At 62.0% G+C, this 26,765-nt stretch carries 23 protein-coding genes and 1 tRNA gene; 5 read left to right on the top strand and 19 right to left on the bottom strand.

The features are described from left to right. Window positions 1-18: 18 nt before the first annotated feature. The 6 genes from TK90_RS05775 to TK90_RS15495 all read right to left on the bottom strand — a co-directional run bounded on the left by TK90_RS05775 (window position 19) and on the right by TK90_RS15495 (window position 4,496). Window positions 19-1,023, bottom strand: coding sequence for a class I fructose-bisphosphate aldolase (locus TK90_RS05775; RefSeq protein WP_012982548.1), 1,005 nt, complete (start codon window positions 1,021-1,023; stop codon window positions 19-21). 134 nt (window positions 1,024-1,157) lie between these two features. After that, window positions 1,158-1,715: an RDD family protein gene (locus TK90_RS05770; protein WP_012982547.1), complete on the bottom strand. Its 558-nt coding sequence runs from the start codon at window positions 1,713-1,715 to the stop codon at window positions 1,158-1,160. Between the two features lie 32 nt (window positions 1,716-1,747). Continuing rightward, window positions 1,748-2,218 (bottom strand): SgcJ/EcaC family oxidoreductase, encoded by a 471-nt coding sequence (locus tag TK90_RS05765; RefSeq protein ID WP_012982546.1) that lies wholly within the window; start codon window positions 2,216-2,218, stop codon window positions 1,748-1,750. 37 nt (window positions 2,219-2,255) lie between these two features. Further along, window positions 2,256-3,818, bottom strand: a complete 1,563-nt coding sequence (locus TK90_RS05760) for a phospholipase D family protein (protein ID WP_012982545.1) — start codon at window positions 3,816-3,818, stop codon at window positions 2,256-2,258. A gap of 136 nt (window positions 3,819-3,954) precedes the next feature. Continuing rightward, a tRNA-Val gene (locus tag TK90_RS05755) sits at window positions 3,955-4,031 on the bottom strand. A gap of 267 nt (window positions 4,032-4,298) precedes the next feature. After that, window positions 4,299-4,496, bottom strand: coding sequence for a ribbon-helix-helix domain-containing protein (locus TK90_RS15495; protein ID WP_012982544.1), 198 nt, complete (start codon window positions 4,494-4,496; stop codon window positions 4,299-4,301). 144 nt (window positions 4,497-4,640) lie between these two features. On the opposite strand from TK90_RS15495, the gene TK90_RS05745 reads away from it, so the two are divergent. Genes TK90_RS05745 through TK90_RS05730 form a run of 4 tightly spaced genes read left to right on the top strand, consistent with a single transcriptional unit; the run spans window position 4,641 to window position 7,328 of the window. Further along, the gene (locus TK90_RS05745) at window positions 4,641-4,862 is read left to right on the top strand and encodes a hypothetical protein (RefSeq protein ID WP_012982543.1); all 222 of its coding nucleotides are present in this window, start codon (window positions 4,641-4,643) and stop codon (window positions 4,860-4,862) included. After that, window positions 4,855-6,093 (top strand): Arm DNA-binding domain-containing protein, encoded by a 1,239-nt coding sequence (locus TK90_RS05740; RefSeq protein ID WP_012982542.1) that lies wholly within the window; start codon window positions 4,855-4,857, stop codon window positions 6,091-6,093. The genes TK90_RS05745 and TK90_RS05740 overlap by 8 nt, the downstream gene beginning before the upstream one ends. After that, window positions 6,086-6,373, top strand: a complete 288-nt coding sequence (locus tag TK90_RS05735) for a hypothetical protein (RefSeq protein ID WP_244406390.1) — start codon at window positions 6,086-6,088, stop codon at window positions 6,371-6,373. The genes TK90_RS05740 and TK90_RS05735 overlap by 8 nt, the downstream gene beginning before the upstream one ends. Continuing rightward, window positions 6,366-7,328 (top strand): TraI domain-containing protein, encoded by a 963-nt coding sequence (locus tag TK90_RS05730; protein WP_012982540.1) that lies wholly within the window; start codon window positions 6,366-6,368, stop codon window positions 7,326-7,328. Before TK90_RS05735 ends, TK90_RS05730 begins: the two co-directional genes overlap by 8 nt. 70 nt (window positions 7,329-7,398) lie before the next feature. On the opposite strand, the gene TK90_RS05725 is transcribed toward TK90_RS05730, so the two are convergent. After that, window positions 7,399-7,857: a hypothetical protein gene (locus tag TK90_RS05725; protein ID WP_012982539.1), complete on the bottom strand. Its 459-nt coding sequence runs from the start codon at window positions 7,855-7,857 to the stop codon at window positions 7,399-7,401. A 155-nt stretch (window positions 7,858-8,012) separates the two neighbouring features. On the opposite strand from TK90_RS05725, the gene TK90_RS15040 reads away from it, so the two are divergent. Continuing rightward, complete coding sequence (locus tag TK90_RS15040; protein ID WP_148216247.1) at window positions 8,013-8,387, top strand: hypothetical protein; 375 nt, start codon at window positions 8,013-8,015, stop codon at window positions 8,385-8,387. Here TK90_RS15040 and TK90_RS05720 read toward each other — a convergent pair. The 12 genes from TK90_RS05720 to TK90_RS05660 all read right to left on the bottom strand — a co-directional run bounded on the left by TK90_RS05720 (window position 8,384) and on the right by TK90_RS05660 (window position 26,742). Beyond that, a protein-coding gene (locus tag TK90_RS05720) for an IS3 family transposase (protein WP_148216246.1) occupies window positions 8,384-9,492 on the bottom strand; the annotation gives its coding sequence in 2 pieces (ribosomal slippage) (window positions 8,384-9,240 and window positions 9,240-9,492; 1,110 coding nt in all). The genes TK90_RS15040 and TK90_RS05720 overlap by 4 nt on opposite strands. Before the next feature lie 214 nt (window positions 9,493-9,706). After that, entirely contained in the window at window positions 9,707-11,755 is a 2,049-nt protein-coding gene (gene brxL / locus TK90_RS05710; RefSeq protein ID WP_012982536.1) for a BREX system Lon protease-like protein BrxL, read from the bottom strand. Beyond that, window positions 11,755-14,115, bottom strand: coding sequence for a BREX-1 system phosphatase PglZ type B (gene pglZ / locus TK90_RS05705; protein ID WP_012982535.1), 2,361 nt, complete (start codon window positions 14,113-14,115; stop codon window positions 11,755-11,757). Before pglZ ends, brxL begins: the two co-directional genes overlap by 1 nt. Continuing rightward, window positions 14,112-14,879: a hypothetical protein gene (locus tag TK90_RS05700; RefSeq protein ID WP_012982534.1), complete on the bottom strand. Its 768-nt coding sequence runs from the start codon at window positions 14,877-14,879 to the stop codon at window positions 14,112-14,114. Before TK90_RS05700 ends, pglZ begins: the two co-directional genes overlap by 4 nt. After that, the gene (locus tag TK90_RS05695) at window positions 14,873-15,865 is read right to left on the bottom strand and encodes a hypothetical protein (RefSeq protein ID WP_012982533.1); all 993 of its coding nucleotides are present in this window, start codon (window positions 15,863-15,865) and stop codon (window positions 14,873-14,875) included. The genes TK90_RS05700 and TK90_RS05695 overlap by 7 nt, the downstream gene beginning before the upstream one ends. A gap of 130 nt (window positions 15,866-15,995) precedes the next feature. Then, window positions 15,996-19,520: an Eco57I restriction-modification methylase domain-containing protein gene (locus tag TK90_RS05690; RefSeq protein WP_012982532.1), complete on the bottom strand. Its 3,525-nt coding sequence runs from the start codon at window positions 19,518-19,520 to the stop codon at window positions 15,996-15,998. Window positions 19,521-19,528: 8 nt separating this feature from the next. Then, window positions 19,529-20,446, bottom strand: coding sequence for a DUF559 domain-containing protein (locus TK90_RS14685; RefSeq protein ID WP_012982531.1), 918 nt, complete (start codon window positions 20,444-20,446; stop codon window positions 19,529-19,531). 103 nt (window positions 20,447-20,549) lie between these two features. After that, complete coding sequence (locus TK90_RS05680; RefSeq protein WP_041444209.1) at window positions 20,550-20,912, bottom strand: hypothetical protein; 363 nt, start codon at window positions 20,910-20,912, stop codon at window positions 20,550-20,552. 146 nt (window positions 20,913-21,058) lie between these two features. After that, window positions 21,059-22,333, bottom strand: a complete 1,275-nt coding sequence (locus TK90_RS05675; protein ID WP_012981820.1) for an IS256 family transposase — start codon at window positions 22,331-22,333, stop codon at window positions 21,059-21,061. Continuing rightward, window positions 22,285-25,410: a BREX system P-loop protein BrxC gene (gene brxC, locus TK90_RS05670; RefSeq protein WP_244406389.1), complete on the bottom strand. Its 3,126-nt coding sequence runs from the start codon at window positions 25,408-25,410 to the stop codon at window positions 22,285-22,287. The genes TK90_RS05675 and brxC overlap by 49 nt, the downstream gene beginning before the upstream one ends. Window positions 25,411-25,424: 14 nt before the next feature. After that, on the bottom strand, window positions 25,425-25,976 hold the full coding sequence (locus TK90_RS05665; protein WP_012982530.1) for a BREX protein BrxB domain-containing protein: 552 nt from the start codon (window positions 25,974-25,976) through the stop codon (window positions 25,425-25,427). Further along, a complete protein-coding gene (locus TK90_RS05660) occupies window positions 25,963-26,742 on the bottom strand; it encodes a hypothetical protein (RefSeq protein ID WP_012982529.1) in 780 nt (259 codons plus the stop codon). Before TK90_RS05660 ends, TK90_RS05665 begins: the two co-directional genes overlap by 14 nt. Window positions 26,743-26,765: the final 23 nt, after the last annotated feature.

Genomic DNA, 26,765 nt, shown 5'->3' with positions numbered 1-26,765 from the left:
TTTCGTAGCCCATATGGCCTAGGCCGCGTACTTGCCCTCGGCCGCCAGGCCATTGTCGCGGGCGCGCTCGTATACGGTCTTCTGGGCGCTCTCGAAATTCGCCTGCATGTCCTCGCCCCAGAGCTTCATCGCGGCCTGCTGCATGCCGCGCCCGTACGAGAACGACAGCGGCCAGGGCGTGCCGCCAATGCGATTCATCGCGTCCAGATGCGCCGTGGCATCGGCGTCACTCTGGCCGCCCGACAGGAACACAATGCCAGGCAGGATGGCGGGCACAGCGGAGGCGAGACAGCGCAGGGTCGCATGGGCCACATCGTCCGCACTGACCTGCTCCGGGCAATCCTTGCCGGGGAGCACCATGCTGGCCTTCAGGATCGTGCCTTCCAGCAACACGTGATGCTCGTACAGCGCGCTGAAGACGGCGCGTTGTGTCGCCTCGGTCACGCCATAGCAGGTCTCGATGTCGTGATCGCCGTCCATCAGGACCTCGGGCTCCACAATGGGCACCAGCCCCTGCTCCTGACAAAGCGCCGCATAGCGGGCCAGCGCATGGGCATTGGCCTCGATACAGGTATCCGTTGGCATGGTCTCGCCGATCGTGATGACGGCGCGCCACTTGGCGAACTTCGCCCCCATCTTCGCGTATTCCTGCAGACGCTCGCGCAGCCCGTCCAGGCCCTCGGTAACCTTCTCGCCGGGGAAGCCCGCCAGGTCCTTGGCGCCGGTGTCCACCTTGATACCGGGCAGAATGCCCGCCTCGCGCATCACATCCGCGAATGGCTTGCCGTCGCGCGTGGACTGGCGCAGGGTTTCGTCGTACAGGATGGCGCCGGAGATGTATTCGTTCAGCTTCGGCGTGGTCAGCAGGAGCTCGCGGTAGGTCCGGCGATTCTCCTCGGTGTTCTCCACCCCCACGGCATTGAATCGCTTGCCGATCGTGCCGGTGGATTCGTCGATCGCGATGATGCCCTTTCCAGGGGCCACCATCGCCTCGGCGGTCTCGATCAATGTGTCGATTTTCATGCCTGCTCCTTGGGGTCGGTATGCCCGTGTGGATTTCCGTTGGAGAGTAGTTCCCCACTCGGGGTTCTTCCATAGGGACTCCCAACGGCCGGGAGCAGTTCACAAACCGTCTCTGCCGCTAACGTGCCGGTGGCCTAGTTCAGCCACTCCTTGCGCACCACGAAGGTCTCCGCGATCAGGTCATGCAGCGCCTGGCGGCGGCGGGTAAAGGCCACCATCAAATAGCCGATCCCGAACAGCAGGCCCGAGAGAATCTCGGCGAGATAACGCCCCGTGGCCCGCATAAAGGTGATGCGCTCGCCATGATAGTCGACCACGCGCAACCCCACCGCCATCTTCCCGACCGTTGCCTGGTAGCGCGAGCTGTGCATGCCGGCCCAGTACAGCCAGGCCACCAGGATATTGATCAGCATCCAGGCAATATCGGCCGCCATCAACTCGGGTTCCGGACCCTTGGGGGCCATCGTCTCCGGGCTGATCACCATCTGCGCCACGATCTGCGGCACCCCGATCACCACCATGTCGATCAGGGTGGCCAGCACGCGCCGCCAGAAGCCCCCAAAGGCCGCGCGATCCTCCGGTGGGCCGCCCTGGGCGCGCGGCGATGCCCCCGCACCCGCCAGATCCGCGCCACAGCCATTGCAATAGCGCGCCTCGGGCGGGTTGTCCCGCCCGCATGCCTTACATTCCATGTAAACCCCTTTTCTTCCCTGACATTACAGCCCTACGGATGGACGACGGTGTTATGCCCGAATCGGATCTGCCAGCCATGATGGTCATCACGTTCAAGCAGGAAGCTCATGCGCGTGTACAGCACGCCATCGCCACGATCCGGAAGCCCGGCCGGCATGGACTCGATGTCCGAGACCCGCAGCACGGCCTCCGCGAATGCCAGGTCCTCGTTCAGCATTGCAATGTCCTGGACATCCACATCCAGCGAAGTCCCGGCGAAGGCTCCCTGAAACACCTCCGAGTGCCGCTTGGCGTTGGTCTCGCGATCATCAAAACGCATTCCGAACAGATTGATCAGCCCGGCATCGTCCTGATAGTCGCGCGCCCAGGCATCGCCATCACCCGCCTCCCAAGCGGCCTCCTTGGCCTCCAGGATGCGCTGGATCTCGCCCTCGTCGGCACCCGCTGTGGAGGCCAGAGCCACGAACGGCAAAACGGCGAGCGATAACATTTTCTTGGACATAAAACCTCCGGTGCACAACGTTGAACGAGCCCCCTGTTTACAGGAGTGGCTCCACCGGCGCCAGCCGCGTAATCCCGGACAGGAAGCGCCGCCAGATCCCTGCCTTTGGATCCGTGCGGTAGAGCGTGCCCTCGTCGTCCGTCCAGATCGGCCAGCCTTCGTCATCCAGCCGAACCTGATACGCCAGCTCCGGCCGGGTACTGTGCTCATACAGGTCCAGCAACTCCTGGACGATCGCCGGCTCGCGCAGGAACACGCCCAGTTCGGTGTTGGTGTAACGCGAGCGCGGGTCCAGATTGAACGAGCCGACGAACCCCTCCTCGCGATCAATGATCAGCGCCTTGGTATGCAGGCTCGCATGCGAGGAACCGACCCCCATCTCGCGATCCGCCGCTGCGCGCGGTGGCAGCGCCGTCGGGCGCAGTTCGTGCAGCTCCACTCCGGCCTGCAGCAACGCGGGACGTCGACGCGAGTAGCCGCTGTGGGTAAAGGCCACATCATTGGCCGCCAGGGAGTTCGTCAAGACACTCACGCGCACGCCCCGCTCGCGCATCCCGACCAACTGCGTCGTCCCACCCCGCCCCGGTACAAAGTACGGCGAGATCATCAACAGCTCGAATTCCACCGCATCCAGCCGTCGTGCCACCGCCTCGGCCACACCCTCGCGGATGTGTTCGTGCCCCTTGGCCTTGCCGACGTCATCCACCACCAGCTTCGCCTGAGCCGTCCAGGTGTAGGCCCCGGCATCATCGATCGGCTGGGTCAGGGGCGCGCCATTCAGCGGCTCCAGCGTCAGCAGCGGATGCTCCTGGTGCTCGGCCAGCCAGGCGTCGAGGTTCTCTCGGTATCGTGCGAGCTTCTCCGGATCCTGCTCCACCCGGCGCATGCGCCGCAGATCGATCGCCGCGCGGCTGTTCCAGTACTCCACGAACGAATGATCCACCTCCGTCGCCAGCGGGCCGACCATCACCAGATCCAGATCCGTAAAGTTGTAGTACGGGCTCACCTCGAAGTACTCGTCCCCGATATTGCGCCCACCGATGATCGCCAGGAGCCCGTCCACCACCCAGGCCTTGTTGTGCATGCGGTGGTTCAGGTCGCTGCCACGAAAGACAAACTCCACCCCCGCACGCACCGCACCCCGGCGCGTGCGGAACGGATTGAACACGCGCACCTCGATATTGGGATGCTGATTGACCGCGGCCAGCAGGTCATCACTGCCGCGCACATCCATGTCATCCAGCAACAGCGACACCGACACGCCCCGGTCCGCCGCATCCAGCAGCTCTCCGAGCAGCGTGCGACCGGCCACGTCATCGCGCCAGATGTAGTACTGGATATGGATGCGTTCCTGCGCCTTGCGCGCACTCTGCACCCGCCACTGGAAGGCCTCCGCCCCGGTATCCAGCAGCCGGAACCCCGTCTGCCCTTCCTCGGCCGCTGGCAACGTATCCAGCCAGGTGGCCAGATCGCCCTGCACCGCCGGCGCCTGTGGGGTACGGTCCACCCGATCCGGTGCCGGCTGCATCGGAGTACAGGCCGCCAGAAGCGCCAGCAACAGCGCCGCCAGAACCAGCCGAAGCCACACGCGCGTATTCATTCGCAGATGTCCGGCACCCGCCCCCGACAAAGGACCCATACCGACAGCATGTACCGCCCGTGCGAACCTTTCCATGGCCCGTATCCCCAAACAAAAAAAGCGAGCCGGGATACCCTGGCTCGCTTTCTCAAAATACTGGTAGGCGCGATTGGACTCGAACCAACGACCCCCACCATGTCAAGGTAGTGCTCTAACCAACTGAGCTACGCGCCTGTCGTCTTCGAGCCGCGTATTGTACCGACTCCCCGCCCCCTGTCAAAGCATCCGTTAACCCGCTGTTTTACGAACATACTTTCAACCCGGTCCACGGGAAGAACGGGGCGGACAACGGTAAGACTCCTGCCGCCATCCCAACTCCCCGTCGGTGGCTGAGACACTTCTGGGACACGAATGAGACAGCTCTGAGGCAATCGGCTTGTCTGCCCTACGAATCCAGGCCACCGATTCTGAGCACCACCCCACCATCGCGATGATTGAAACTCAGCTTGTCGTGCTGTGCCCTGTCCCGATGGATCGCTTGTCCAGGAATTCCTCAATCGCCATCCGCACCACGTCCGAGCGAGTTGGGATATTCGCGAATTGATCGCGGAGCTCGGTACGGCATGTATCAAGCCGCGCGAGCGTTTCGTCGTCCAGACGGATATTCACCTGCTTCTGCTGCGTTCGAGTGGGCTTCATCCGATTTCCAATCTTGCTGGTTAAGAGCGAATTATAGGCGCACCGCGTATAGCCGTATAGCTCGCCTCCTAGGATCTTGACATCGGCGTATAGCCGCTATACAGTTAAGTCATGCCGTATAGCGGCTATACGCACGGAGGAATCATGACTTATCTAACTTCAGTAGAACTCGCCCACAAACTCCACATGAATCCGCGCTACGTGAACAACGTGCTGCGGAGGGAAGCGTTATCCGAAGGTCGACACTACGTTCGTCCCTTCGGGCGACGGAAGGTCCTCTACATCTGGGAGAACATCGAGGAGGACATGTACACCGACGCCATGCCGGCAATCCCGATGGCCAACGGGGGTGCCTGCCATGGGTAATATCCGCGCCAGAAAAGAGAACGGGCGCCTGTACCTGGATTTTTCCTACCGGAAGACCCGCTGTCGGGAGTACACCGCGCTCGACGACACCCCGTCAAACCGGAAACGACTCCAGAAGATGCTCGAACGAATCGAAGCCGAAATCCTTGTGGGTACCTTCGATTACGCCAAAACGTTTCCCAACAGCCCTCGCGCGGCACGGTTCTCCCAACCCACGTCTGTGCTACAGGCCGCAGAAGGCGCAAACGCAGGCCCTACGTTCCAGGAGTTTGGGGAGACCTGGTTTGCTGAGAACGAGCCCACCTGGAAGCCGTCCTACCGGACGAAGCTGCGAGACATCTTCGATAAGCAACTGGCCCTGCAGTTCGGGGAGAAGAAAGTCAGCGACATCCAGAAATCCGAGATCCTCCAGTACCGCGCCGAACTCGCCAAAGTATGCCGCAACACTGGAAAAACGCTGTCTGCGTCCCGGATCAATCAAATCATGAATGTGCTCCGGCAGATCCTGGTGGAAGCCGCTGACCGATTCGACTTTATCACGCCCTATCAGGGCATCAAGCCGCTGCGTGTCCCCCGCACACAGGTCGACCCCTTCTCGCTGGAAGAGGTCCAGAAGTTTCTCGATACCGTCGACCCCAAATGGCGGCCGTACTTCATCGTCCGGTTCTTTACGGGTATGCGGACATCCGAGGTGGACGGTCTGAAATGGCAGTACGTGGACTTCGACCGACGGGAGATCCTCGTCTATTCCGCCCGCGTCAACGGTGAAGACACCACGACGAAGACCGACGGGTCGATGCGCACCATCCAGATGTCCGAGATGGTCTACCAAGCCCTCTTACAGGCCCGAGAAGCGATGCGCGAACGGCCTGTCGCCTGTCGGAGCGATTACGTGTTCTCCAGTCGCTTCGGCTATCCGCTCTCATACCACAACGTGAATCACCGCGTGTGGTACCCGACGCTCAAGAAGGCCCAGCTCAAACGGCGTAACCCGTATCAGACGCGTCATACGGCCGCGACGCTGTGGCTTGCCGCCGGTGAGAGTCCGGAGTGGATTGCCCGTCAGATGGGCCACTCCAACACCAAGATGCTGTTCACCGTGTACTCGAGGTATGTCCCGAACCTCACTCGTCAGGATGGCTCCGCCATGGAGCGACTGCTGCGCTCGCGCATGCAGTTTCCTCAGACCACTCCCGATCCGGTCACCGAGGAGGTCTCCGATGATGAGTGAGTCCCCGAAGACGACGCGCGTCGGCAACCACCTGATGCAAACCGATGCGCCACAACAGATGGCATCGGCGCTCATTCGGGCATACCAGCTCGAGCACCGGCCCAGCCTCGCCCAAGCGCTTGGTACCGATGCTAGCGAGCCTGTCCTTGAAACGGTCGCCGCATGGATCGCCAGGGAACTACCTTGCACACCCCTGGCATTAGACGGCGCAGTGATCAACTGGCTCGCATTCCGCCTCGAGGAAGCGCTCAACGCTCAGGAGGCGACCGGGCATGTGTAAGACCGTCGCAGACGTAAAAAACCTGCTGGAAAATCCGGAGTTCGAGATCGACGTTCCCGTCACTGGGACCTTCGGTGCAGAGATCGGCAAACCGAGGTCCGGACGGAATGGCGTGGCGTACTACCCCGTGGATCTTTGGGATTACACGGGCAGCGTTCGCGCCTTCGCGCAGAAGACGGAGTGGAAAGGAATCCTCCCGGGCCTACGATCAATGCTCGAGTGCGGCATCGAGCTGCGGCGCGACCGCTACGGACAAGCCCAGGCGGTTCTCCGTCCCACTCGGGAAACCGACAACCCGAGGTCGTCAATCGAACTACTGCCTGGCCACGTCGCGCCCAACGTCGAAGACCTGGAACGGCTCGTCGACCTGGCCAACTCCCTGTGCACACCCGCCTATCGCGAATTTCTCGAGAACGTCTTTCGTGACCAGTCCTTCACCCGGCACTTCGTGACCCTCCCGGCCTCCAAAAGCTGTCACCACACGGATGCCGGTGGCCTGCTTGCTCACAGTCTGGAAGTCGCAGAGGCTCTAAAGGCGGCCACGCGCGAACTCCCGAGCACACCGGCGTTGTTCGGCGAAGCCGCTGTGGTGGTCGCCCTGCTTCACGACGCCGGGAAGGTTCTGCTGCGCGGCCCCGACGGCCATCGTTACCCCTGCCGGCACCACGAGCACGACAAGCTCTTAGAATTTGTTCTCAGCGCTCCGCTGACTCAACTCAAAGAGACGCACAAGGATGCGGCAGCCGCCCTGTGGGGAACGATCAAGGCGTACCAAACCGGCGACGCCTACAACATGCCGCTGGCGGGAGTCATCCGCGGCCTGGATGGGACAAGCGCCCAGAACAGTGGGATCAAGACGCATCGCGCCTTAAACTCTGGCTACTACTGGACGACTCTCGGAGGGCGGCGCCCGCTCTGGATCCCGCCAGCCCTCGATCATCCCAGCGTGCCCTGAGTTGGGGCACCCTTCCCTCTATCGGCCTCGGACACGACAAAAGCGCTCCAAGCCGAGCATCAGAGCCCCGTCACCCGTTCGCGACCACCATTGGCAACCTCAGCTCTGGAGAAACGTTCTGCATCAACTGGGTCAGGCGAGCTACCGAAATTTGATATTGGCCGTTGCTCGGCTTTCGTTTTCCTTCGAATTCTCGCCAGACAATCTCGCCCGGGCCGTTATAAATCTCTGCGAAACCACCCCCCCGATCCAGCCGAAGCACCAGCAGATGCTCCGGACCACTCCGTAGCCCGACTCTTGTTCCCTGAGTCGCCTTGATCTCGATTTCTCGCCCATCCTTCACGGCGTCCACGCCGGGTGAGGATGCACGGAGTAGATCAAGCCCGTAATGATAGGCCGCGAGGCACTCACCCAGACTGCCCACAAGGTGACCATCCGGCGTGAAATGCCTTCCGGGAAACATTGTTTCCAGCTCCCTCACAACGCGATACAAGTCGGCCATCAGACTCGGGAGATGCTTCTTATCCATGTGCAATGCCTCTGAGCTCTGTCGAAATCCGGTGCCGAACGTATTCGTTGAGGGAGGAACTAGGGAAATCTCCCAGTCCTCTCAGCATCCCCGGCCTACCGGAGGACAACCTCGCGAAACTCCACACCGCTGCAGGCCCCAGGATTGCCCACGCCATGACGAAGCAGGCACCGATCTTAGGCTGCCGGCGTGAGAGCCGCGTTCAGGAACTCCCGCACCACGATCACCGGGTCATCCAGCGACAGAACCGTCACTTACCTTACCTGCACCATAATTGCGACCTGCTCCGGCATCAGGGCCGTGCGCAGAATTTGCGGGTGATGCAACCGGTCTTCCGCTTCGTTGCACAAACGCCGCATCCGCACGGTCATGCGAGTAATGCCGATGCATCGGACCGCCTCGTTGTTTCTCACGCTGTCCGGTACTTCCTACATTCTCGCGAGTTCTGGGGCGCCGTTCGCGGGATCGAATGGACGATCCTCGCCACGATGTCAGCCCTGCGCAGCCCCGTGTCGACTTCCCCCAATTAGGTCCACGCATAACTAGAGGTTTCCGGGGTGTGTAACTGACGGTATTCGACCGGCGTGAGGTCCCCCAGCGACTCGTGAGGGATGGTTTCGTTGTAGTCCTGCAGCCACTGCTCGGTGTGTTCCCGGACTTCGGTCAGCGTACGGAAGACATAGAGATCCAGGACCTCGCGGCGGTAGCTGCCGTTGAACCGTTCGATGAAGCCGTTCTGCATCGGTTTACCCGGCTGGATGAAGCTCAGTTCCACGCCCCGCTGCTCGGCCCAGTCGGCGATCGCGGCCGAGACGAACTCGGGGCCATTGTCGAGGCGGAGTTGCTGCGGATAGCCCCGCCAGGCGGCGATGCGTACCAGCACCCGGATCACACGGAGTGCGGGCAGGTTCAGATCGATCTCCACAGCCAGCGCTTCCCGGTTGAAGTCATCCACGACGTTGAAGGTGCGGAAGCGCCGTCCGTCCCATAGCGCATCTGACATGAAGTCCGCTGACCAGCCCACGTTCGGGGCTTCGGTCGACGCCAGGGGCCGTGGCTCCCGTGGTGGCAAACGGCGCTTGCCCTTGCGCCGCAGGTTCAGCTTCAGGGCGCAGTACACGCGCCAGACCCGCTTGTGGTTCCAGGGCATGCCCCGACGCCGGATCAGCTTGAACAGCTTGCCAAAGCCCCGCTCCGGATAGCGCTCCACCAGCTCCTGCAGAAGCGCGATCACCGCATCGTCCCGGTCCGGTTGCTTGCGATACCGCACCACCGACCGCGCAACCCCTGCCGCCTGACAGGCCCGGCGCTGACTCAGCCCGTGGTCCTGCGTCAACGCAGTGACCACACGGCGCTTCTCGTCCGGGCTCAGAGCTTTTTTGTGATCACGTCCTTCAGGGCCGTGTTCTCCAGGGCCAGCTCGGCATACATCCGTTTGAGCCGGTTGTTCTCGTCCTCCAGCTCCTTCAACCGTCGGACGTCGGCTGCCTCCATGCCGCCGTATTTCGACTTCCACTGGTAGTAGGTCGCTTCAGAGACCCCGATCTCCCGACACACGTCCTTCACCTTCCGGCCGCCTTCGACCTGCTTCAGCGTCTGAACAATCTGGCTTTCCGTAAACCGACTCTTGCGCATCTCGGCCTCCTTTGGCTCTAGTGTGCCCGGAGACCTCCAGTTTTCAATGGACCGAATTTACGGGAAGGCGACACTCCCACCGGGCGGTCGAAAGCGCCGACCCATAACCCCTTCCGTTGCGGCTGATGAACCCCAGGCTGGAGGGGCTTCAAGCAGTCAGGCGAGGGGACTACGAAGTCGCCCCCGCACAGCGGTCCAGAATGGATCGCGAAGATCAATCGGCGATCGCCTTAATCAGCGCATCGCGCGCATCCGAGTAGAACTGGATGTCGACCTTCGTCGCCATATCGTCGGAGAGATCAAAAAGCTGCTTACGGCACGTGACCGGCATCATCACCACGGAAGCGCCCTTTTCCACCGCCAGCTCGACCATGTTGATGGCGTCGTGAACCGGCTCTATGGAACCCCCCAGGTTGATTTCGCCGACCACAATCAGGCCACCGCGCACACTGCGCTTGAGCAGCGATGTGCACAGCGCGATCAGGCCAGCCATACCCACCTTCGCACCCGACTTCGCAGCGTCGAAACCCCGCAGCTGTGCGGTGAACTCATGTTGGCGCGGATCCTTATCGCCTACGAGCTGGCTGGCACGGGCGTATAGATTCTGCTCGGCGAACCCCATGCTCTCCTTGAAGGCGGGGGGCACAGGCTTATTGAGAATCTTGACGCCGCTTCCTGGACCTTCGTTCGCCTCGATTCGAAATAGACCCGGGTATTCTTCGCCAGTGCCAGGACTGATTGTCCAGACCTGGCCGGGCTCCAGCGGATCGTCTCCGATCCCCCCTTCGCTTTGCAGCTCGGGCGTCGAGACGAACTGCTCGACGCCATCGTCTCCCATCACATAGCTGAAGTGCGTATTCCGGAACTCTGCGGCGCCGATGCGTTTTTGCTGTTCCTTCACGCGGCGCCGCGCTTCTAGTGCGAGACGCGCGGCCCATTCCAGATCTTCGTCCAAAACCTGGCCGTTAGCGGGATAGAGTAGCTTGAGCAAGCCGCTTATCGTCTTGTTAACGGCATTGGTGTCGCGCCCCGATAATGCCCCGCCGAAACGCACCCGATCCTGGATGGTCGCCACCCGGCTCTGGGCGCGAAGCTGACTCCAGCACTCCGACAGGAAATCGCTTACCAGACCAAAATGGTCCGTCAGGATCTCCTTGCGCACCTTCGGTACGTCCCAGCCCGGAAGGAAGGCATGGATGCGGTCCATGAAGGCGGTGTCATCCTTGATCTCCGGTGGCATCGGTCCGAACAGATGCCCGACGCGCTGCTGATGCTCAACGTCCACCTCGAAATTTCCGACGAGCACGATGCTCCCATCCGCCCGGATGCTCTCCTTCCCACGGCTGAACTCACCGGACTCCATGTAGCCCTTCATGATGTTCACACCGTCCTTCTGGTCGAAGGAGATACCGGAGACCTCGTCGAAGCAGACCACGTCGTACTGACAAACCAGGCCGCGCTGACCATTGGCGTTGTTTACGAACATCTTGGCGACCGTCGCCTTGCCGCCCGAGATCAGATGCGCGTAGGGCGATACCTGCTGGAACAGATGGCTCTTGCCCGTGCCCCGCGGCCCCAGCTCCACCAGGTTGTAGTTACGCTCAACGAAGGGAACCATGCGCAACATCAGTGCGTCTTTCTCACGATCGCTCAAGCTACCGGGTTCGATCCCGATCGAGCGGAGCAAGAAGTTCTTCCACTGCTCGGTCGTAAACTGCTTACGTGCGTCCCCTAGCTTCTCCAGCACGTCTCGGCTGGAGAGCTGAATCTCGCGAAGCCCCTCGATGCCAAACGGCCGGCCGTTCTGCTCCGCAGCGATGGAAGCGTCGTAACCGAGCGTGATCTCGGCATAGAAGCCACCGGTGAACATCCGCTCATGCCCATTAGCCATTTCGGGCGTGATGCGAGCGTCCTTGATGCGCAAGCTGGGAAGCGTCGCCACGTAGGTATCGGTCTTGGTGTCCAGGCGGGCCGTGATCATGTCGATCAGTTTGATCTCGCCTTCTTCGCGCGCTCGGGACTTAAAGAGCTCCTCCTCCCCGGCCTTCACCGTGCGCGATTGAAGCTGGCGCTGAACAATCTCCAGTCCTTCCTGAATCTCTTCCTCGTCGACGCTGGCGCAGTAGCGCCCCAACAAGAACTCGACCACGTAGGTCGGCACCGGAAACTGCCGACTGAACGTGCGCACGAGATCCTTGCGTACCAGATACCCGTCAAGGGCGCTCACCGCCCGGCGGTCGATGTCATCAAGCTCTACGGTCATTAGGTTCCACCAATCACGACGTCACGCTGCTGCAGGAGCTGGCCATCCTCGTCGAGGATCACCAAGGTCGCCGTCTGGCCCTCCAGGCTGTCATCCTCGACGAGCATCGAGCAGGTGCCATTTTCCTTGAAGGGCCTCACGGCGTTGACGATGCTACTGGCGGAGTCGCCCGCCCGCTGCCGGATGTCCGCTTTCCAGCCTTCGGCGCCCCCCTCCACGGCCACCGTGCAGCGCAGTCCCTTCCAGCCAACATCACTGATGGTGGCTGCAGTGTGTGACTGCGTGCCATGCCGCACGGCCAACTGCAGTGTCAGGCATTCCTGCAAGCTCAGGCCGCCATGTGCATAGTCCTCGCCGCGCTTATAGCACGCGATACCATCCGCCAAGGCGAACTCCTGGTGCGGATCCCAGTACCACGGGAACAGGCGCTCCACGGTCTTGGCTCCCTGCTTGATGGCCGCGCACCGGCCCCACTTGGTCTCGGCGAGCGCACTCGGGAGTTCGATCTTTGGCAGGCCACCGGGCATGAGCAACCAGCCGTGATCGGTCACCACCCGCACTTCTGCCCAGCCGGCCGCCAGCAGTTCTTCGATCCGCTCCCGAATCTCATCCAGCATCCCATCCAGATGCATCGCGAGTTTCCAGCCCCGGGAGTGGCCCTCGTGATCGATGTCGCCGAACTCGCACCAAGCCTGGCCCTGACCGGCGCCAGTCTCATGTCCTTTCAGATACTCCCAGCCCGCCTGGCCGAGGAGTTTTCTCAGGTGATAGCTATTCAGGCGGACCTTGCTCTCACGCACATTCGGTTCAAAGTCCGTGCTTCCGGGTGCACCCGTGATCTGGTCCCGCACCGGGGACACCGCGGCCTTGCCCGTTGCAGTCACACTCGGCAACGCGGTCCACGTCGGATCTTCCTCAACTTCGAAACCAGCAGATTCCAGGCGCTCTGTCAGTCGCTTGCCCGTATCGAAGCGCAACCCATCCACAAAGAGCACGCATTGATCCTTGCAAATATAAGGAGGCGGATCGTCTTCACGCGTACCGCCCGGCGGGGTGACCTGGCTCACGATCTTTTGCAGGTATCGAGCTGCATCCTCACTCCAGGGCAGATACACCGCGCGCACGGCCGCCGTAATGGCTTCGTAGTCCGGATTGCTTGAGGCGTGTTCCAACGCCCGCATCACCGCATCGTCGGCCCTCCAGCCCTGGCTCGCGTAGGCCGCCGCGAGATCGTCGAGCGAACCGGCAGCCAGCGAATCTCCGGTCACACTGGCCAGTGTCGCGAGATGTTGTAGCGCACAGGCCAGCGGCGCTTCACCCAGCTCCGCCCAGACCAGATTCCTCCGCTGCGCATGCTGCCTGTCCAGCGACAAAATCTGCTCCCGCGCCTGGTGGGGGGCCTTCTGCTGCAATGCCAGCAGCCCTTTTTGCAGCTCTTCTTCTTCGTGGTCATTCCACTGCGGCCACCCCCCCATCGTCTGAGCATCATCGCCCAGGTCGAATGCCGGCGCCTGACAGCGCCGGATCTGCTTCGGGATATTGGGGTAGCGCCGCGCGGATTCGCAGAAGCGCTGCCAGACATTCGCCCACGGCCCCTGCCCTTTCGCCAGCAGATCCGCGGCCGCCAAGGGCCCGTCCTGTACGTTAAAAGCGAACTGTGAACGGCAGACTTCCGCGAACGCCGCCTTTTCCTGATCGGTCCGGGCAGCGTCGAAGGCCTCCGGATCCTCCAGCCATTGCAGCAGATCGCGCGTCGGGTCACCGCCTGTCAGCAACGTGTTGAAGTAATTGGCGTCCAGGCGCTTGTCGCGGAGCAGCGCAACGTCTTCGTCGATCAAATTGGACAGTGCCAACAACATGGCCCGCTTGCTGTCCTGATCCTGGGCCACATCCAGGCCCAACCCACCCTGCTCCGACTTCAGGAAGGCCAGCACCGTCCAGTCCTTGGTGTTGATCTGGGCCGAAGTCACACCGCGATACTGCAGCTCGGCCAGCGGCTTGAGCGACTCCGGACAGCTCTCCACCGCGCGCAGATCCTGGCGCCCCACGCCGGGCAGGTAGATCACCGGCGTTTGGCCCGGCGGCAAGGTGATCTCGTCCAGCGTGCCGGCCATGGCACAACGCAGCCAGATAGCAGGGCCCCTGCGGCGCTCGGGTTCGTACTCACCGAAGACCAGCAACTCCGGCATATCGCCCTGCAGTGCCGGGATCACGCTTTGCCATTGCTGCTCGCGATCCGTCCAGAGGATGCAATGCGGCGCGCTCTCCACATCCGGGTTATAACGGGCGCTGCGCCGCACGGCGGCCACCAGCGCTTCCGCCACCGTCTGCGACTGTTGACCGGCCTGCTGCTCACTCATACCTGCACTCCGAACATCTGCCCCAGTCGATCGAGGATCTCGTCACCGCTCTCATCGGTGATATCAAGGGTTTTCAGGTAACCCGCATCCAGTTGCCCTCGCTGCGCATCCAGAAACTCGTGCAGATCACGCCGCGCGGTCTCGGGCAGTTCAACCGTCTGGCCTGGTACGAGCATGCGGTACAGCCGGAGGATATCGCTACGGTGCTTCTTCACGTCCTTGGAATCGATGGGCTCACCCTCGGCCCTGCGCTTGCTCAAGTCCAGCCAGGCGCGCGCCTTCAGCGGGATCAGCGCGTACTCGGTGATCACCGGCACCCCCAGAAGCTCGCGCTTTTGGGCGTGGATGAGCGTGTAATAGTCAGAGTCCAGCAGGATAGCCGACAGGCTGACTACCGCCTCGTCAATCGGCACCGGCGTCAGGTGGCTGTCCTCGACGAGCGGAAGATGCCCCGGCTCGCGGGCGAAAAATTCCAGCATCGTCGGGAAATGCGGATCGCTCGGCTTGCTGAAGCGATAGAACGTGCGCGGCGCCTCTCCCGCCTGGCGCACCTCGTAGCCCCCCTCTTCGATGAAATCCCACATGCGCTGTCCGAACTCGGCAGTCAACGACTCCACGCACAGCACGATGTCGAGATCCCGCGTAGCGCGGGGCTCCAGGCCAGCTTCCTCCTGCACCAGATAAGCCGCTGCCCCGCCGATCAGCACGTAGCAATCTTCGAAGCCGGCAAAGCGCTTGGCGAACCATTCCAGCCCTCTCACCATGGCAAGGCTTCCAGCATTTCCGCCACCGCCTGCTCCACACGCTCGTCGGTGCGGTCACGCAGGCTCAGATCCAGCGAGAGCGGGTCCACACAGCCCTCGCGCGCACTCGCTTCCGGCGGATAGCGCCATAGCTCCACCAGGCAAGTGCCGTCGTCCTGCACGGGAATCAGCTCCAGGCCCTGACCAAGCCGCCGCCAGGCGCGGCTGGCCAGGGCATAGACCGGCTCCGCGGGCGGTCCCAGCAGGGAGTACTCGGCCAGCGCCGACTCGCCGGCACGCGGCAACGACCATTCCGCAATATCCGTCGCCATCACCCGCACCGTCTCGCGCACCGGGCTGCGCAACCAGGGTTGCGCCTTCTGCCATAGATCCTTCGGCGGCTCGGCGAGCTCAACAACGCGCTCCCGCCCATGGAGCTCGGTGCGCACCAGCCCATTGCCTTCCAGCTCCTTGATTGCACGGCTCATACTCATGGCGGTATAGCCCAGTGGCTCAGCCATCGCAGTCGCGCTGGCAGGCATGCCGATCTGGCCGAGCAACATGGCCACGAAGACCGCCTGCGTAGCCGGGCTCAGCCGCTCGGTGGGTGCCGCGCCCCGCCGCTGAGAGCGCTGGTTGGTCATCAGATGGCCCAGGCGCGGCCAGTAGATCTGCTCGCCGACCACCACGAAGGGCACCCGCACACCCACCAGCCGCCGTCGCAGATAGCTGGGCAATGCATCGGCCACCAGGCAGTACGCCGAGTCTGCCTCGCCTGCCAATTCCATGGCCTTCTCGATCTGCGCGACAAAGGCGCGGGTGCCTCGAATTCGGCCCTCGTCGCGCAGCAGCAACGCCACCACGCGCTCGCCGTCAATCGTGCATTCGTGCAGCTCGAACAGTTGGCGCAGGTACGTGGGCAGATTGGCAGGCAAAGCCCGCCCCCAGGTCACGGGCAGCCCCGTCTCCTGCTCGAAGTAGCGCGCAAATGCCTTTCCAAGCGTCATCGTCGGGCAACGCTAACATAATTCTCTATCGCTAACATTTTTTTTGTTAGCGTCTGGACATCCTGTTAGCTTCGCTCCCGGTCACCGAGGCAATAACGGGCACCCCCGCGACAGCCCCCATTCTCGCGCATTACACACCACGCGCCGCCCGCTTCTCGGCCAGGGTCAGATGGTGATCGTTGATCCGCTCGCCCCCAAAGGTGTCGAACCAGGGGGCGGACTCGACGTCCTTGCCGCGATCCTTCTTCCAGAATTTCAGCTGCTTCGTCTTCAAATCACGAGTTGTCACTCGATCGCGGAGAATGCCCGCATCCTTCACCTTGATGTCGGGTACATAAACGAAGGGCCGGATGTTGAGGCGCACGCCGTCGTTCAGATCGGGGTTCCAACCGATGGGCTGCTCGGCCAGCGGCTTCCAGCGCACGAAAATGTCGTGGGGCTTCTCACCTTCCAGGATCAGCAGCAGGCGCTCCTTGAGGGCCTCTGCGGCGGCGAGCCTTTCCTGGGCGCCGTCGACGCCGCTGCTGATGTCCTGCTTCTGCCTCTTGATCCAGTCGCCGAGGTAGGTGTAGATCAGCGTCTCCAGGTTCTTGTAGTCCAGCCGGTGGTAGTTCAGCAGGGCCGAGAAGCCGTCGCGCAGGCCGTCCCATACCTGCCAGATGAAGGGCCGATTCTGGAAGAGCTTACAGTGCTGGGCGAAGAACTTATCCCGCAACCAGCTCTCCAGGGTCTTTCCAGCATGGCCGACGCTCGCAAGTAGGTTGGCCTGTACCTGGCCGGACCACTCATCGCCATAGGCGGCCGCCAGCAGACCAAGCAACCGGTCCTCAGCGGCCCCCTCCCCCCGCACCGGCGGGATGCAGACGATCCCATCGCGGTCGACATGCGGCAGCAGCGCTTCACTGCGCTCCACCCACTCGCGCTGCTCGGCGGCCAGCTCCATCTCCGGATCCAGCTCCGCAGGCCAGCGGTAACCGAGCAGACGGGCAACTGCGACCTGCAGAACGGTATCGTCGGTACGGAGTGGACCGTGGGCCGTCCGTTTGCTGTCTTCATCCCAGACGACCGAACCGCTGGGGTGGCCGTGGAATATCCACTGGGTGGGGTCGTCTGTGTAGGGCTTTGGTAGGCCGTGGGGATATTGCTCGGCGGCGACTTGAGTCCAGCGTTCGAGATCGAAGGGGACTTTGACTAGGGTTCCATTCGCAACGATCACATTCTGATCAATTTCCCTGACTCGCTCGTAATAATCCGTTGACTTGCAGTACGCGTAGACAGCCGCGATAATCGATTCGTCGGTCGGAATTAAGGCTGCCATCGACTTGTCATGTTTTGCTCCAGTATAAAGCGAACATCGGAGACCACGCATAAGCGCGACCCCAATGCCAGATTTATTCCAAGCTTGCTGCCCACTTTGGTCTTGATTGTGAATTCGCTCTCGGTACAGCCGATCCATCCCCTTAACGCGATTGGAGTTCTTTTCCCAAGCGACCAATGAGGACAGACCATCAAAGTCCGCGCGATTCTGTGGCGCTGTCTGCAACAAAGCCCAGTCTGATGGCCTCCGGTCAAACTCCCAGAACGAGCGGCCAAATTGCTCAAATCCGCCTGTGCCAAGCCCGAGAAAACTGTTCACCGAATCGCTAAGGATGCTGCCGGTCTCCAGATCTTCCAAGGAAACCCGCGCATCCGGATTCTCCAACTGCCCGGCCTGATCCACGCTCTTGACCTCAGCGCCGAGCAGCGCGGCAGCCTTGTCGGCGGCGGTTCTGGGTTCAGAGACATCGACGCCGCGAATGCGCTGGGTGACCGTCTCGCCGGAAAAGAGCGCGCCGTGCTGGCTGGTGGCGTTGCCACGGGTCAGGGTGAGCATGGCAACAAAGGCCCCTGCAGCCTGAGGCGAATCGAAACCATGCTCGCCAAGGCGAGCAATCAGGTTCCAGGCTTCCTGCTTGAGCAGCTTTTCCCGGAACTTCTTGTAGCTGCTGAGGAACAGCCAGTTCTGCGGCAGCACGACGCTGCTGCTGCCGCCCTCGGCGCATAGCTCCAGGCAGCGGTCGAGGAAAACGGTGGCCAGGTCGTTTTTGGCGGCCGGATAGTGCTTCTCGCAGAAATCGCGCAGGCGCTCGGACTGCTTACCGCGCGAGAGATAGGGCACGTTGGTGACCACCCAGGTGTACTGGCCGGCAAGCAGCGTCGCGGCCTTGGCCAGGCCCTGGGCGACCACGGCGGCTTCCTGCTGGGCGTCGGTGCGTTCCTGGCTGAGCGCCCCGTCCAGCACGCTGGACAGCTCTGACCACTGCACGACCTTGGCGGCGTCGGTCTTGGCCGGATTCAGCAGGCTGCCCAGCACCGGCGCGTCGCGAAAGGCGTCGTGCATCCAGTCGAGCGCGATGGAGAGGTTCTTGCGGCCCAGTCCGAGCTGCTTCCATTCGTCCTTGGCCACGCTGACAGAGAGGCCGGAACAGGCCACCTGGATTTCCGGCAGCTTGCGGTAGCCGCCCGTCCCGGGGTAGCGCCAGGCGGTGAGCGCCAGGGCGAAGGCGGCCAGCTCCACGCAGCGCTGGTCCAGCTCCAGACCGTGGAGGTTGTCGCGCAGCACGGCGTCCACAGCCTGCTGCGGGTCGAGCCCTTCCAGTTCCTGGCGCATGGGCACGAGCATGAGCAGCACCGCCACCAGGAAGTGCCCCGAGCCACAGCAGGGGTCCATGATCTTCATGTCCGCAATGTTTTGAGGCCATTGCACGAAGGTGCCGGCCGCCGGCGTCCATGCGCCCTGCCCGGCACCACCTTCTGGCTGATCATCGCCGGCCTGCCCGTCCACGGCGTAGGTCTCCTCGCGCACAAAGCGCAGGTACTGCAGCGGCACGCCGGGGATGGCAGCCTTCTGGCGCAGCGCTTCCTCGCTTTCGGCGTTACGCAGGTCGTCTTCCGTCAAGCGCCGCGCCGCCCACCAGGCACCAAGGGCGTTGTCCAGCAGGAAGCTGACCATGTACGGTTCGGTGAAGAGTTGCGTGACCGCCGGCAACTCGCGCGCGCCGATCTTGACCTCCGAGCGGTTGATGCGCTCCTTGTTGTTGGTCTGCCAGAACTGATAGACCCAGCCGAGGGCATCCGAGGCCGTGAAGATCTCTGCCGGCAGCTCCGCCAGCAGGCGTTCCAGCGGCTGCTGGAAATTGGTGGGCAGCTTCAGCTCGAAGACCGGCGAATCCACGCGGAAGATCTGCGGCAGCATCTGCGCGGCATAGCGCGCGGCCAGCTCCCAGCCGTTGGCGGCGCCCTCGTCGGCGGCGAGGTCCTCGCAGTCCTGCAGGCTCACCGGCACTGCACCCTCCGGGTCCGGGTACATCAGCAGCTCGTTCTCCGCCAAGAAGCGCGCAAACAGCATGCGGTGCCAGTGCTCATAGGCGACCTCCTCGACGAGGCGCTCCATGCTCTGCTCTTTGCCGCCATTCAACGGATCGCCGAGCTGTCGTCCATGCAGGCGTAAACGACGCCGCAAGTCGCGTTGGCCCTCCGTCAGATGCGGATACGGAGTGCCCTCGCCCACCCCCAGCTCTTCGAGCGCGGCGCGCGCGGCCTTTTCGGCCAGTTCGCGCGCATCCACCACCGTGATTTCGAGTTGTTTGCGCAAGTCTGGATTAAGTGTATGCATCCTACAGATCACTCCGGAAAAGCACATTCATACGTTTCCGCCAAAGAGATGATTCGGCGCGCACAATCCGGTGCATCCCGGTACACCTGTTTAGCCGAAAACCGCACCGTCACGTACCCATTCATTAGGAGATCTTGATCTCTAACTCTGTCTTCGAAAAACGAATCATCATTATCATGATATCTCTTGCCATCCACCTCCACCACCAACTTTTCATTAATCATAAAATCCACACGATAACGAAGAATATTGATCTGCTGGGCCAGAAGTACGACCCCAATAAGGCGACCATTCAAGACCTCGAGTTCGGCTTCCGAAATCATAGCCGCAAGCAAAATCTGTTCCGGTCCAGATTCGCATAACTCATAGAATGCTGCATACTTTCCGTGCTTATCTTTTATAGACGCTTCTCGTCTCGCATCCTCGAGCTCCTGTTCGGAGTTTTTAATTTCTCTCCTAAGTGCATTTATTTTTTTTTCCGCTTCAGAAAAACCCTTCATTGCAGCGGAATTAAAATAATCTAGTGCCTTATGCAGGTCTTTCTCAAAACCGTCTTGCCCACAGGCATACCTTTCGCCCACCCAATATAGCGCTGGGCCATACCCCTTTTCAGCGGCCGCTTGCATAATTTTCACACCCGCCATCCGGTCCTTGACCCCATGCTGCTTGTATATTAATGACCGAGCATACATATACATGTCAGCTGGCTGCTCTTGCTCAGCGCCATCCTTATATTTTCGAAATTCCGCATCTCTCTCAATCGTGTATGTTCGAGTCTCCTCCTTTCGCCTATTTGATTCTTTGTATGCACTTATGTAATGCCAGCCAATCCAAGCAGCATATGCAAGCCCCAAAGGAGGAAACGTAAGAAACAAGATGACCGCAAACGTTATAGCTATCGCAGTCAGGAATATAGAAGTAATCATACTACCCCCATCAAACCAATCTCAGACTGCGGCCAGACGTATATAAATTCACAATATGGATGTCCCTCAGAAGAGCCAATTCTCTCCTCGAACGGACTGATGATCATCTCGGAATCACCGGGCCGTTCGCCAGGCATCTCTTTAGGTCGTCTTTTGCTTCCTCAGCCCACTTGTCGATCTCGGCCTCAGATTGCAATGTAGGGCGCGGGAGGTTGACGAACTGCACTTCCGGCTCGCGGAGAAGCGCGGCTTCTTCCAAAATCTGGCCGAAGCGGCCGGACATGGCGGCGACGCGGTCGGCCAGGGTGCCGAGTGGGATGCGGTCGAGGGTGGCGAGGACATCAGCGGTGGTCTGCACCTTGATCTCCGGTGCATCTGCATTGGTAAGACGTTGGGCCGCCAGTAGGCTATTGCGCTGTTCCGGCTCCAGGGCTTGCCAGTTGGCGTCTGCGCTCAGACGTGCCATACCCGTTTCGTGCTCCGTCTTATAGGCAGCGTCGAGCCGGTTCAATTCTTCGCGCAGGCCTTGGGCCAGGTTGTTGGCCAGCTCCGTACAGGGATCCGGATCGGCGAGGAGTTATGGTCAAGTCTGGTGTATGAGCGATGGCGGGTTCAGGCGGCGCTCCGGTCGGTGATGGAGGATGCCTCGTCGTTGGTCGGTTCGGTCTGCTCGATGCCGTCGATGAACTTGACCCCGCGCTCGAGCTTGTCGAGCCATTCGTAACCCCGGAGCCGACGCCAGCGCTTCTGCGTGCTCTGACCGAGCTTGAACGTCAGGCTCAAGACGGTGTTGCGGGTCACGCAGCCCCGGGTCTTGTCGGTGCGCAGCCGCACGGTGGCGAAGGTCGATTCGATCGGATTGGTGGTCCGGATCGACTGCCAGTGCGCGGCTGGGAAGTCGTAGAACGCGAGCAGGTCTTCCCGGTCCTTGGCCAGCGTCTCGGCGGCTTTCGGGTACTTGTCGCCGTAGGCGGTCAGGAAGGCGTCGAAGGCCTGTTCGGCGTCGGCGCGGGTCTCGGCCATCCAGATCGCCTGCAAGGCGGACTTGGCCTTGGGCTGACTGCGCTTGGGCAGCCGGTTCAGCACATTGGCGGTCTTGTGGACCCAGCAGCGCTGGCGGCGGGTGTCCGGGTAGACCCGGGCCAGGGCCTTCCAGAAGCCCAGCGCGCCATCGCCGATGGCGAGCTTCGGGCCGTTCGCGAGGCCCTGATGATCCCGCAGGCGCACCAGCAGTTCGTACCAGCTCTGCTCGGACTCGCGCATCCCGTCGTCGAGGGCAACAAACTCCTTGGTCCCGTCGGGCAGGACCCCGATGATGACCAGCACACAGGCGCGTTCGTCGTCCTCCCCGCGCAGGTTGAAGTGGATACCGTCCGCCCACCAGTAGCTGTAGCGGTAGGCGCGGAGATCACGCTCGCGCCATTCGGCGTGCTCGGTCAGCCACTGCTGCTTGAGGCGGCCCAGTGTCGAGGCCGACAGCCCCTGGGCCTGCTCGCCCAGCAGCGCGCTCAGCGCCTCCTGGAAGTCGCCCGAGGACACCCCCTTGAGATAGAGCCAGGGCAGCAGCTCCTCGACCGAGCGCGCCCGGCGCAGATACGGGGGCAGCAGGCTCGACGTGAAGTGCCGGCCACCGCCGGACCGATCCCGGGTCTTCGGCACCTGCACCGGTACATCGCCGATGCCGGTCTGAACCCGGCGCTGGGGCTGATAGCCATTGCGTACGACCGCCCGGCGACCGTCCGGCATGCGATCCTCCGCGTAGGTCTCCATGAACGTCCGCAACTCTGCCTCCACCGCTTGCTGGATCAGATCCCGCGCCCCGCGGCGCAGCAGATCGGTCAACGGGTCCTCTGGTCCGTTCGGGTTCTCTGTCGTATCGTGAGCCATGTTGGCGTATCTCCTCTGGCTGGCTGGTTGGTCGCACTTCCATTCCAGCCGGATACGCCGCCTTCCTCAATCCCCCCGTACACCACTTTTGACAGTAACTCATCGGCGAGCAGCTTGCGGTGCTGTTCCAGGCTTTCCACCTGGGAGCGCAGAGCCTCAGTGCTGTCCAGCGCCTCAGCGTGCCGGGCGAGCTGCTTGACGGTTAGCCATTGCGGCCAGCGCTCCTGGATCTTGTCGCGGGTGGCCTGCCACTCCTTGATGGATTCGGCAATGGTCTCTCGCTGGTTGTAGATGGCCTGAAGCTGCTCGTTGCCCACGCAGCGGCGCAGCTCATTGAGAAAGCCGCTATCCGGCGGCTCCGGCTTGGGGGCTTCGCCGCCTGCGGTAGCCGCGAGCTCGCGCAGTGCCTCCAGGAACTGAGGCACGTAGCTCAGCTCCTCACCGGACTTGGCCTTGATGCCCAGGGGCTGCATGAGCTTGCGAACCTGGATCCGCTGCGCCGTCGTGATAGTGGCGGATTCGACCCGGAACTGGGTCTTGCCGATCGCGCGACGGTCCAGGCTCGCCGGATCCATTGGGTTTCCGCGATCATCCTGCGCGCGCGCGTGCCCTGAAACCATCAGGACATGCAGGGCGCCATCGACGGCATCCCCGGACCAGCCATAAGGCGGGCCCTCGAAATGGGCGCGAATATCGGCACCGCTCTTGCCTCCCGCGATGAAGCCGAGCACTTCTTTGCACACGGGGTTCTTGTCCGGTTCGCCTTCGTCGCCGACAGCCTTGAGGGCATCCGGCGCGCCCTTCTTGGCGTGCTCCAGGACCTTGCCCCAGGCGGGATGATCCGCCGCATCAAACTTCGGGTAGAGGCGAATCTGGGCCGCTTCTGCCGCCTCCTGCATCATGGCCAACAGGTCATTACCGCCGATTTCGTTGCCGCCGCCCTGGAAGACGCGGGCCTCGGCGAAGCACTCTTTTAGCAAGCCGTCAATCCGGCCTTCGGCGTGACGCATGCTGGTCTCCATGGCCTCACGCGCCTCTTTGCCGTCCGGCGTGCTGGGCGCACCACGTTCGTCCAGGGTGTACTTGGCGGCCTTGTACTCCATGAACTGTTCGCGCAGTTCGTCGCCATGCCGCTTGGGGATGAAGACGAAGACGGTGGGCGAGCCGCTGCCGGCCTGGCGGGCCTCGGCTCGTACGGAGTTCTCGTCGGACGACCAGCCCTCGCGCACCCAGAGATAGATGCGGCTATGGGCATCCTTGGGGAGCTCCGCATCGAAGCAAGACTCGACCTCGCGGCTGACATTCGATTGCCCCTGTTGAAGGCTTAGCCGTCGGGATAGGTCACCGAACATCTTGCGGATACGGCGATCGCGCTCGTCCTCGACCACATGCTGCTGGTTGGCGATATTCGAGCGGTGGTTAAGGAAGGCGTCGTTCCAGGCCGTGCTTTCTTCGGTCTGGATGCGGTATTCCTCGCCCACCTTCATGACCAGATGGCAGTCATCTAGCAGCTTGGGCAGCTTGCTACGCAGACTGGCCGACCCGGCCGGCAAGTCCTCGATCAGGAGATCCGCGAGCGTGTCCACGGTGGGGGCGATGCCAATCTGCGGTTGGCCGCTGACGACCTTGTTGATCAGGAAGATCATCGCGCAGGCGCGCGCCTTTAGTTGCTCGTCCGCGCTGCCGCGCGACCAGGTCTGTATGGCCTCGTAGACCTTCTTGGGCAACATGCGCGCCTGGAGAAGCTTCTCGGCGCCATCGAAGTAGATGTAGTCAGCACGCACGACGTTGCCGAGTTCTGCGTCCAGATTGCTCTGAATGGCCTTGTGCACCATCTGGAGTTGATTTCGGAGCTGGCTGTCGGTGCCGGTCTGGTCCAGCACGCGCAGCGCGGTTTCCCAGAAGCGGCGCCGCACCGGCAGGATGGGGTAATCCTGAACGAAGTACTCGCGGTCGTCCTGATTGTGGGCAATGGAGCTGCCCGTAAGGTGTCGAGAGATCTCGCCCAGGTTGGTGTTCATAACTTGGTCAATCGTGTCGGTGACCTCGGGCTTCTTGGCCAGGATCACCTTGCGAATGACCGTGTCCACATCTGCATCGGAGAGCTGCACCCGGACGGTGAAACGGCCCTGCAGGCGCGCGAGATTGGCCGTGCCGGTGATCGCGGTCTGGCCGGTCCCGACGAACAAGAGCTTGGCTTTAAGGTATTTGGCGCAAGCCTCGACGGCTTCCTGCACGTCCTGGGAGCGTTGCGCATCGGGGCCGATGTACTGCTGCACCTCGTCCAACACGACGAGCGTCAGCGGTAACTTGCCGTCGTGGGTTAGCGCCTGCTCGATGGCGTCCTGCATCTCTGTGCTGGAGACATCCTTGACGTTTGGAAACATATTGTTGAGCGTTTCGACGCAGGCGCTTTGCGATGCAAAGCGCTTGGGCATCAGCTCGGTGAGGGCTTCGTGCAGGCCGTCCGCGACGTAGAAGTTGTCCAGCTCTTCTTCCCAGTCGTACCCCTTGGCTTCCACGGCCGCCTTGACCTTCTCAAGCACACCTTCGTGCTGCAGCCACATAACGAAACGGGCGTAGGGATAACCTTCCGGCAGACCGACCGACTTGAAGATGATGCGCAGCAGCGCCAGGCGTACGCTGCCGCTCGCCCCTGCTCCTAACGTGCCGGAGGCTGCATGCAGGCCGCCGTGGCGCCGGCCCTGGGCGGTCAGTTCAGTGAGGTGCTCCTGCACCGAGGGGGGCAGGTGCGCGATGCCGCGCGGGGTGGCGCCGTCCGGAAAGGGGGTATCCAACCAAAGGGCACGGAGCATCTTCGCGAGGTGCGATTTACCGGAACCGTAGAAGCCGCTGATCCAGACGGCGGGCTGCTCCTCGTGGCCCAGGTTTTTAAGGTAGGTGTCCAGGATGTGGGCGACACCGCGCTCGTACTCGCCGTCGCAAACGAAGGTTTCCAGCTCGTAGCGCAGGACATCCAGCGCCGACCCCGAGGTGTCGTCGTTGACGTTGGCGACGCCATTGTTGGCGAGGTTCCGCGTCGACGGATCCTTCTGGTAGATCTCCCGGTTTTGCATGCTGAATCCTTTCCTTAATGCGTCTTGTCAGCCGTGATCGGGATGGCGAGATAATTCCAGCCATCATAGCCATCCAACAGACGGTAGTTGTTGTTCTCGAAGCTGCCCGGAAAGAACACGAGCAGCCGCCCGTTCACCAGGGGCGCAAAGCGGTCCACGACATCCTTCACCTTCACCAGGCCAAAGAGCGAACCCACACCAGACACCGCCACGACGCTGCGGGTGTGGGCCCCCTGTTCGGCGACAAAGCGTTCAAAGCACTCGCCGAGGTAATCCAGGTAGCGCGGCAACAGGTTGGCCAGGAGTTCAGGCTGGGCGAAGTACTTCTTCGCGTAACGCTGGCCTGACAACCAGCATGCGAAGGTATCGGTGAGATCGAAGTGGCGCCAATCGTAACCGGCTTCGCGCGTGACCAGGTCGAACTCGTCAACCTTGGCTCGAAGGGTACGTTCATCGGTTTCGCGGTAGACGCAGAAGATGACGCGCTGGGCGGGCGCAGCGTCCTCGCGCCAGGGGACCGCGATATGGTCGCCGTAGTTCTGCAGGAGCTGCCTAATCTTGCTCATGCAACCGCTCCAGGTCGGTGGCGTTGGCGATATCCGGGAAGGCCACTTCCATGACCTCCCCGAGCCGTTTGAAGCGCATCCAGCCCCTCCGGCTGGCACCCTCGGCCAACACGATGGCATCTTCGATCACGCAGTCCATAGCCTTGGCGTAAAGCGTTTGGAACAGGGCCGGGCCAAGCGCCCCAGAGGCCCGGCTAAGCAACAACGCGTAAGCGACAGCGCCAGACGTCGGCTGTGCCGTGACGCGATACTTCTTCATCCGACCCCGAAGGTGGCCGGACTGCGTCAGCGTCGCATTGATGTTCTGTGCCACGGATTTCCGAGTAGCCGGGCTGAAACGTCCAGGGTCCAGCACTTCGATCTGCTCTTCAACCCACTCCCTGGTAACGAGCGCACCGGGCTCTGCTGCCCAGATACGCGGGGCGACGTCCGCCAGAATCCTGTCGCGGGCCAGCGCGGCGCAGAGCGCCATGAGCGGGCGACCGTCCGGGTCCTTGTTCCAGAAATAGCGCAGCCCACGAAAGACGAGCTGTGCGTCGCTTAAACCGTAGAGATCCACCAGATGGCGATACGTCAGCGTCCTCGATTTCGCCGAGCGCTTACCGAGGCAGTTGTTCTCCTCGATCGCTTGTCGGAAATCCGCTGGCGCGACCGCGCTCTCGCCACAATAATCCAGCAGCTCGCTCAACTCGGCCAGCATCATCGTACGGGCAGTATGTGCACCCCCACGCTGCGCCCCCTTGAAGCCACTCGTCTCAATCTTCAAGTGGAATACCTTCCGTTCACCCA

Origin of the sequence: Thioalkalivibrio sp. K90mix (assembly GCF_000025545.1) — a bacterium.
Classification (GTDB): domain Bacteria; phylum Pseudomonadota; class Gammaproteobacteria; order Ectothiorhodospirales; family Ectothiorhodospiraceae; genus Thioalkalivibrio.
The sequence above is the reverse complement of the archived record's forward strand: the minus strand, read 5'-3'. Positions and strand labels throughout refer to the sequence as shown.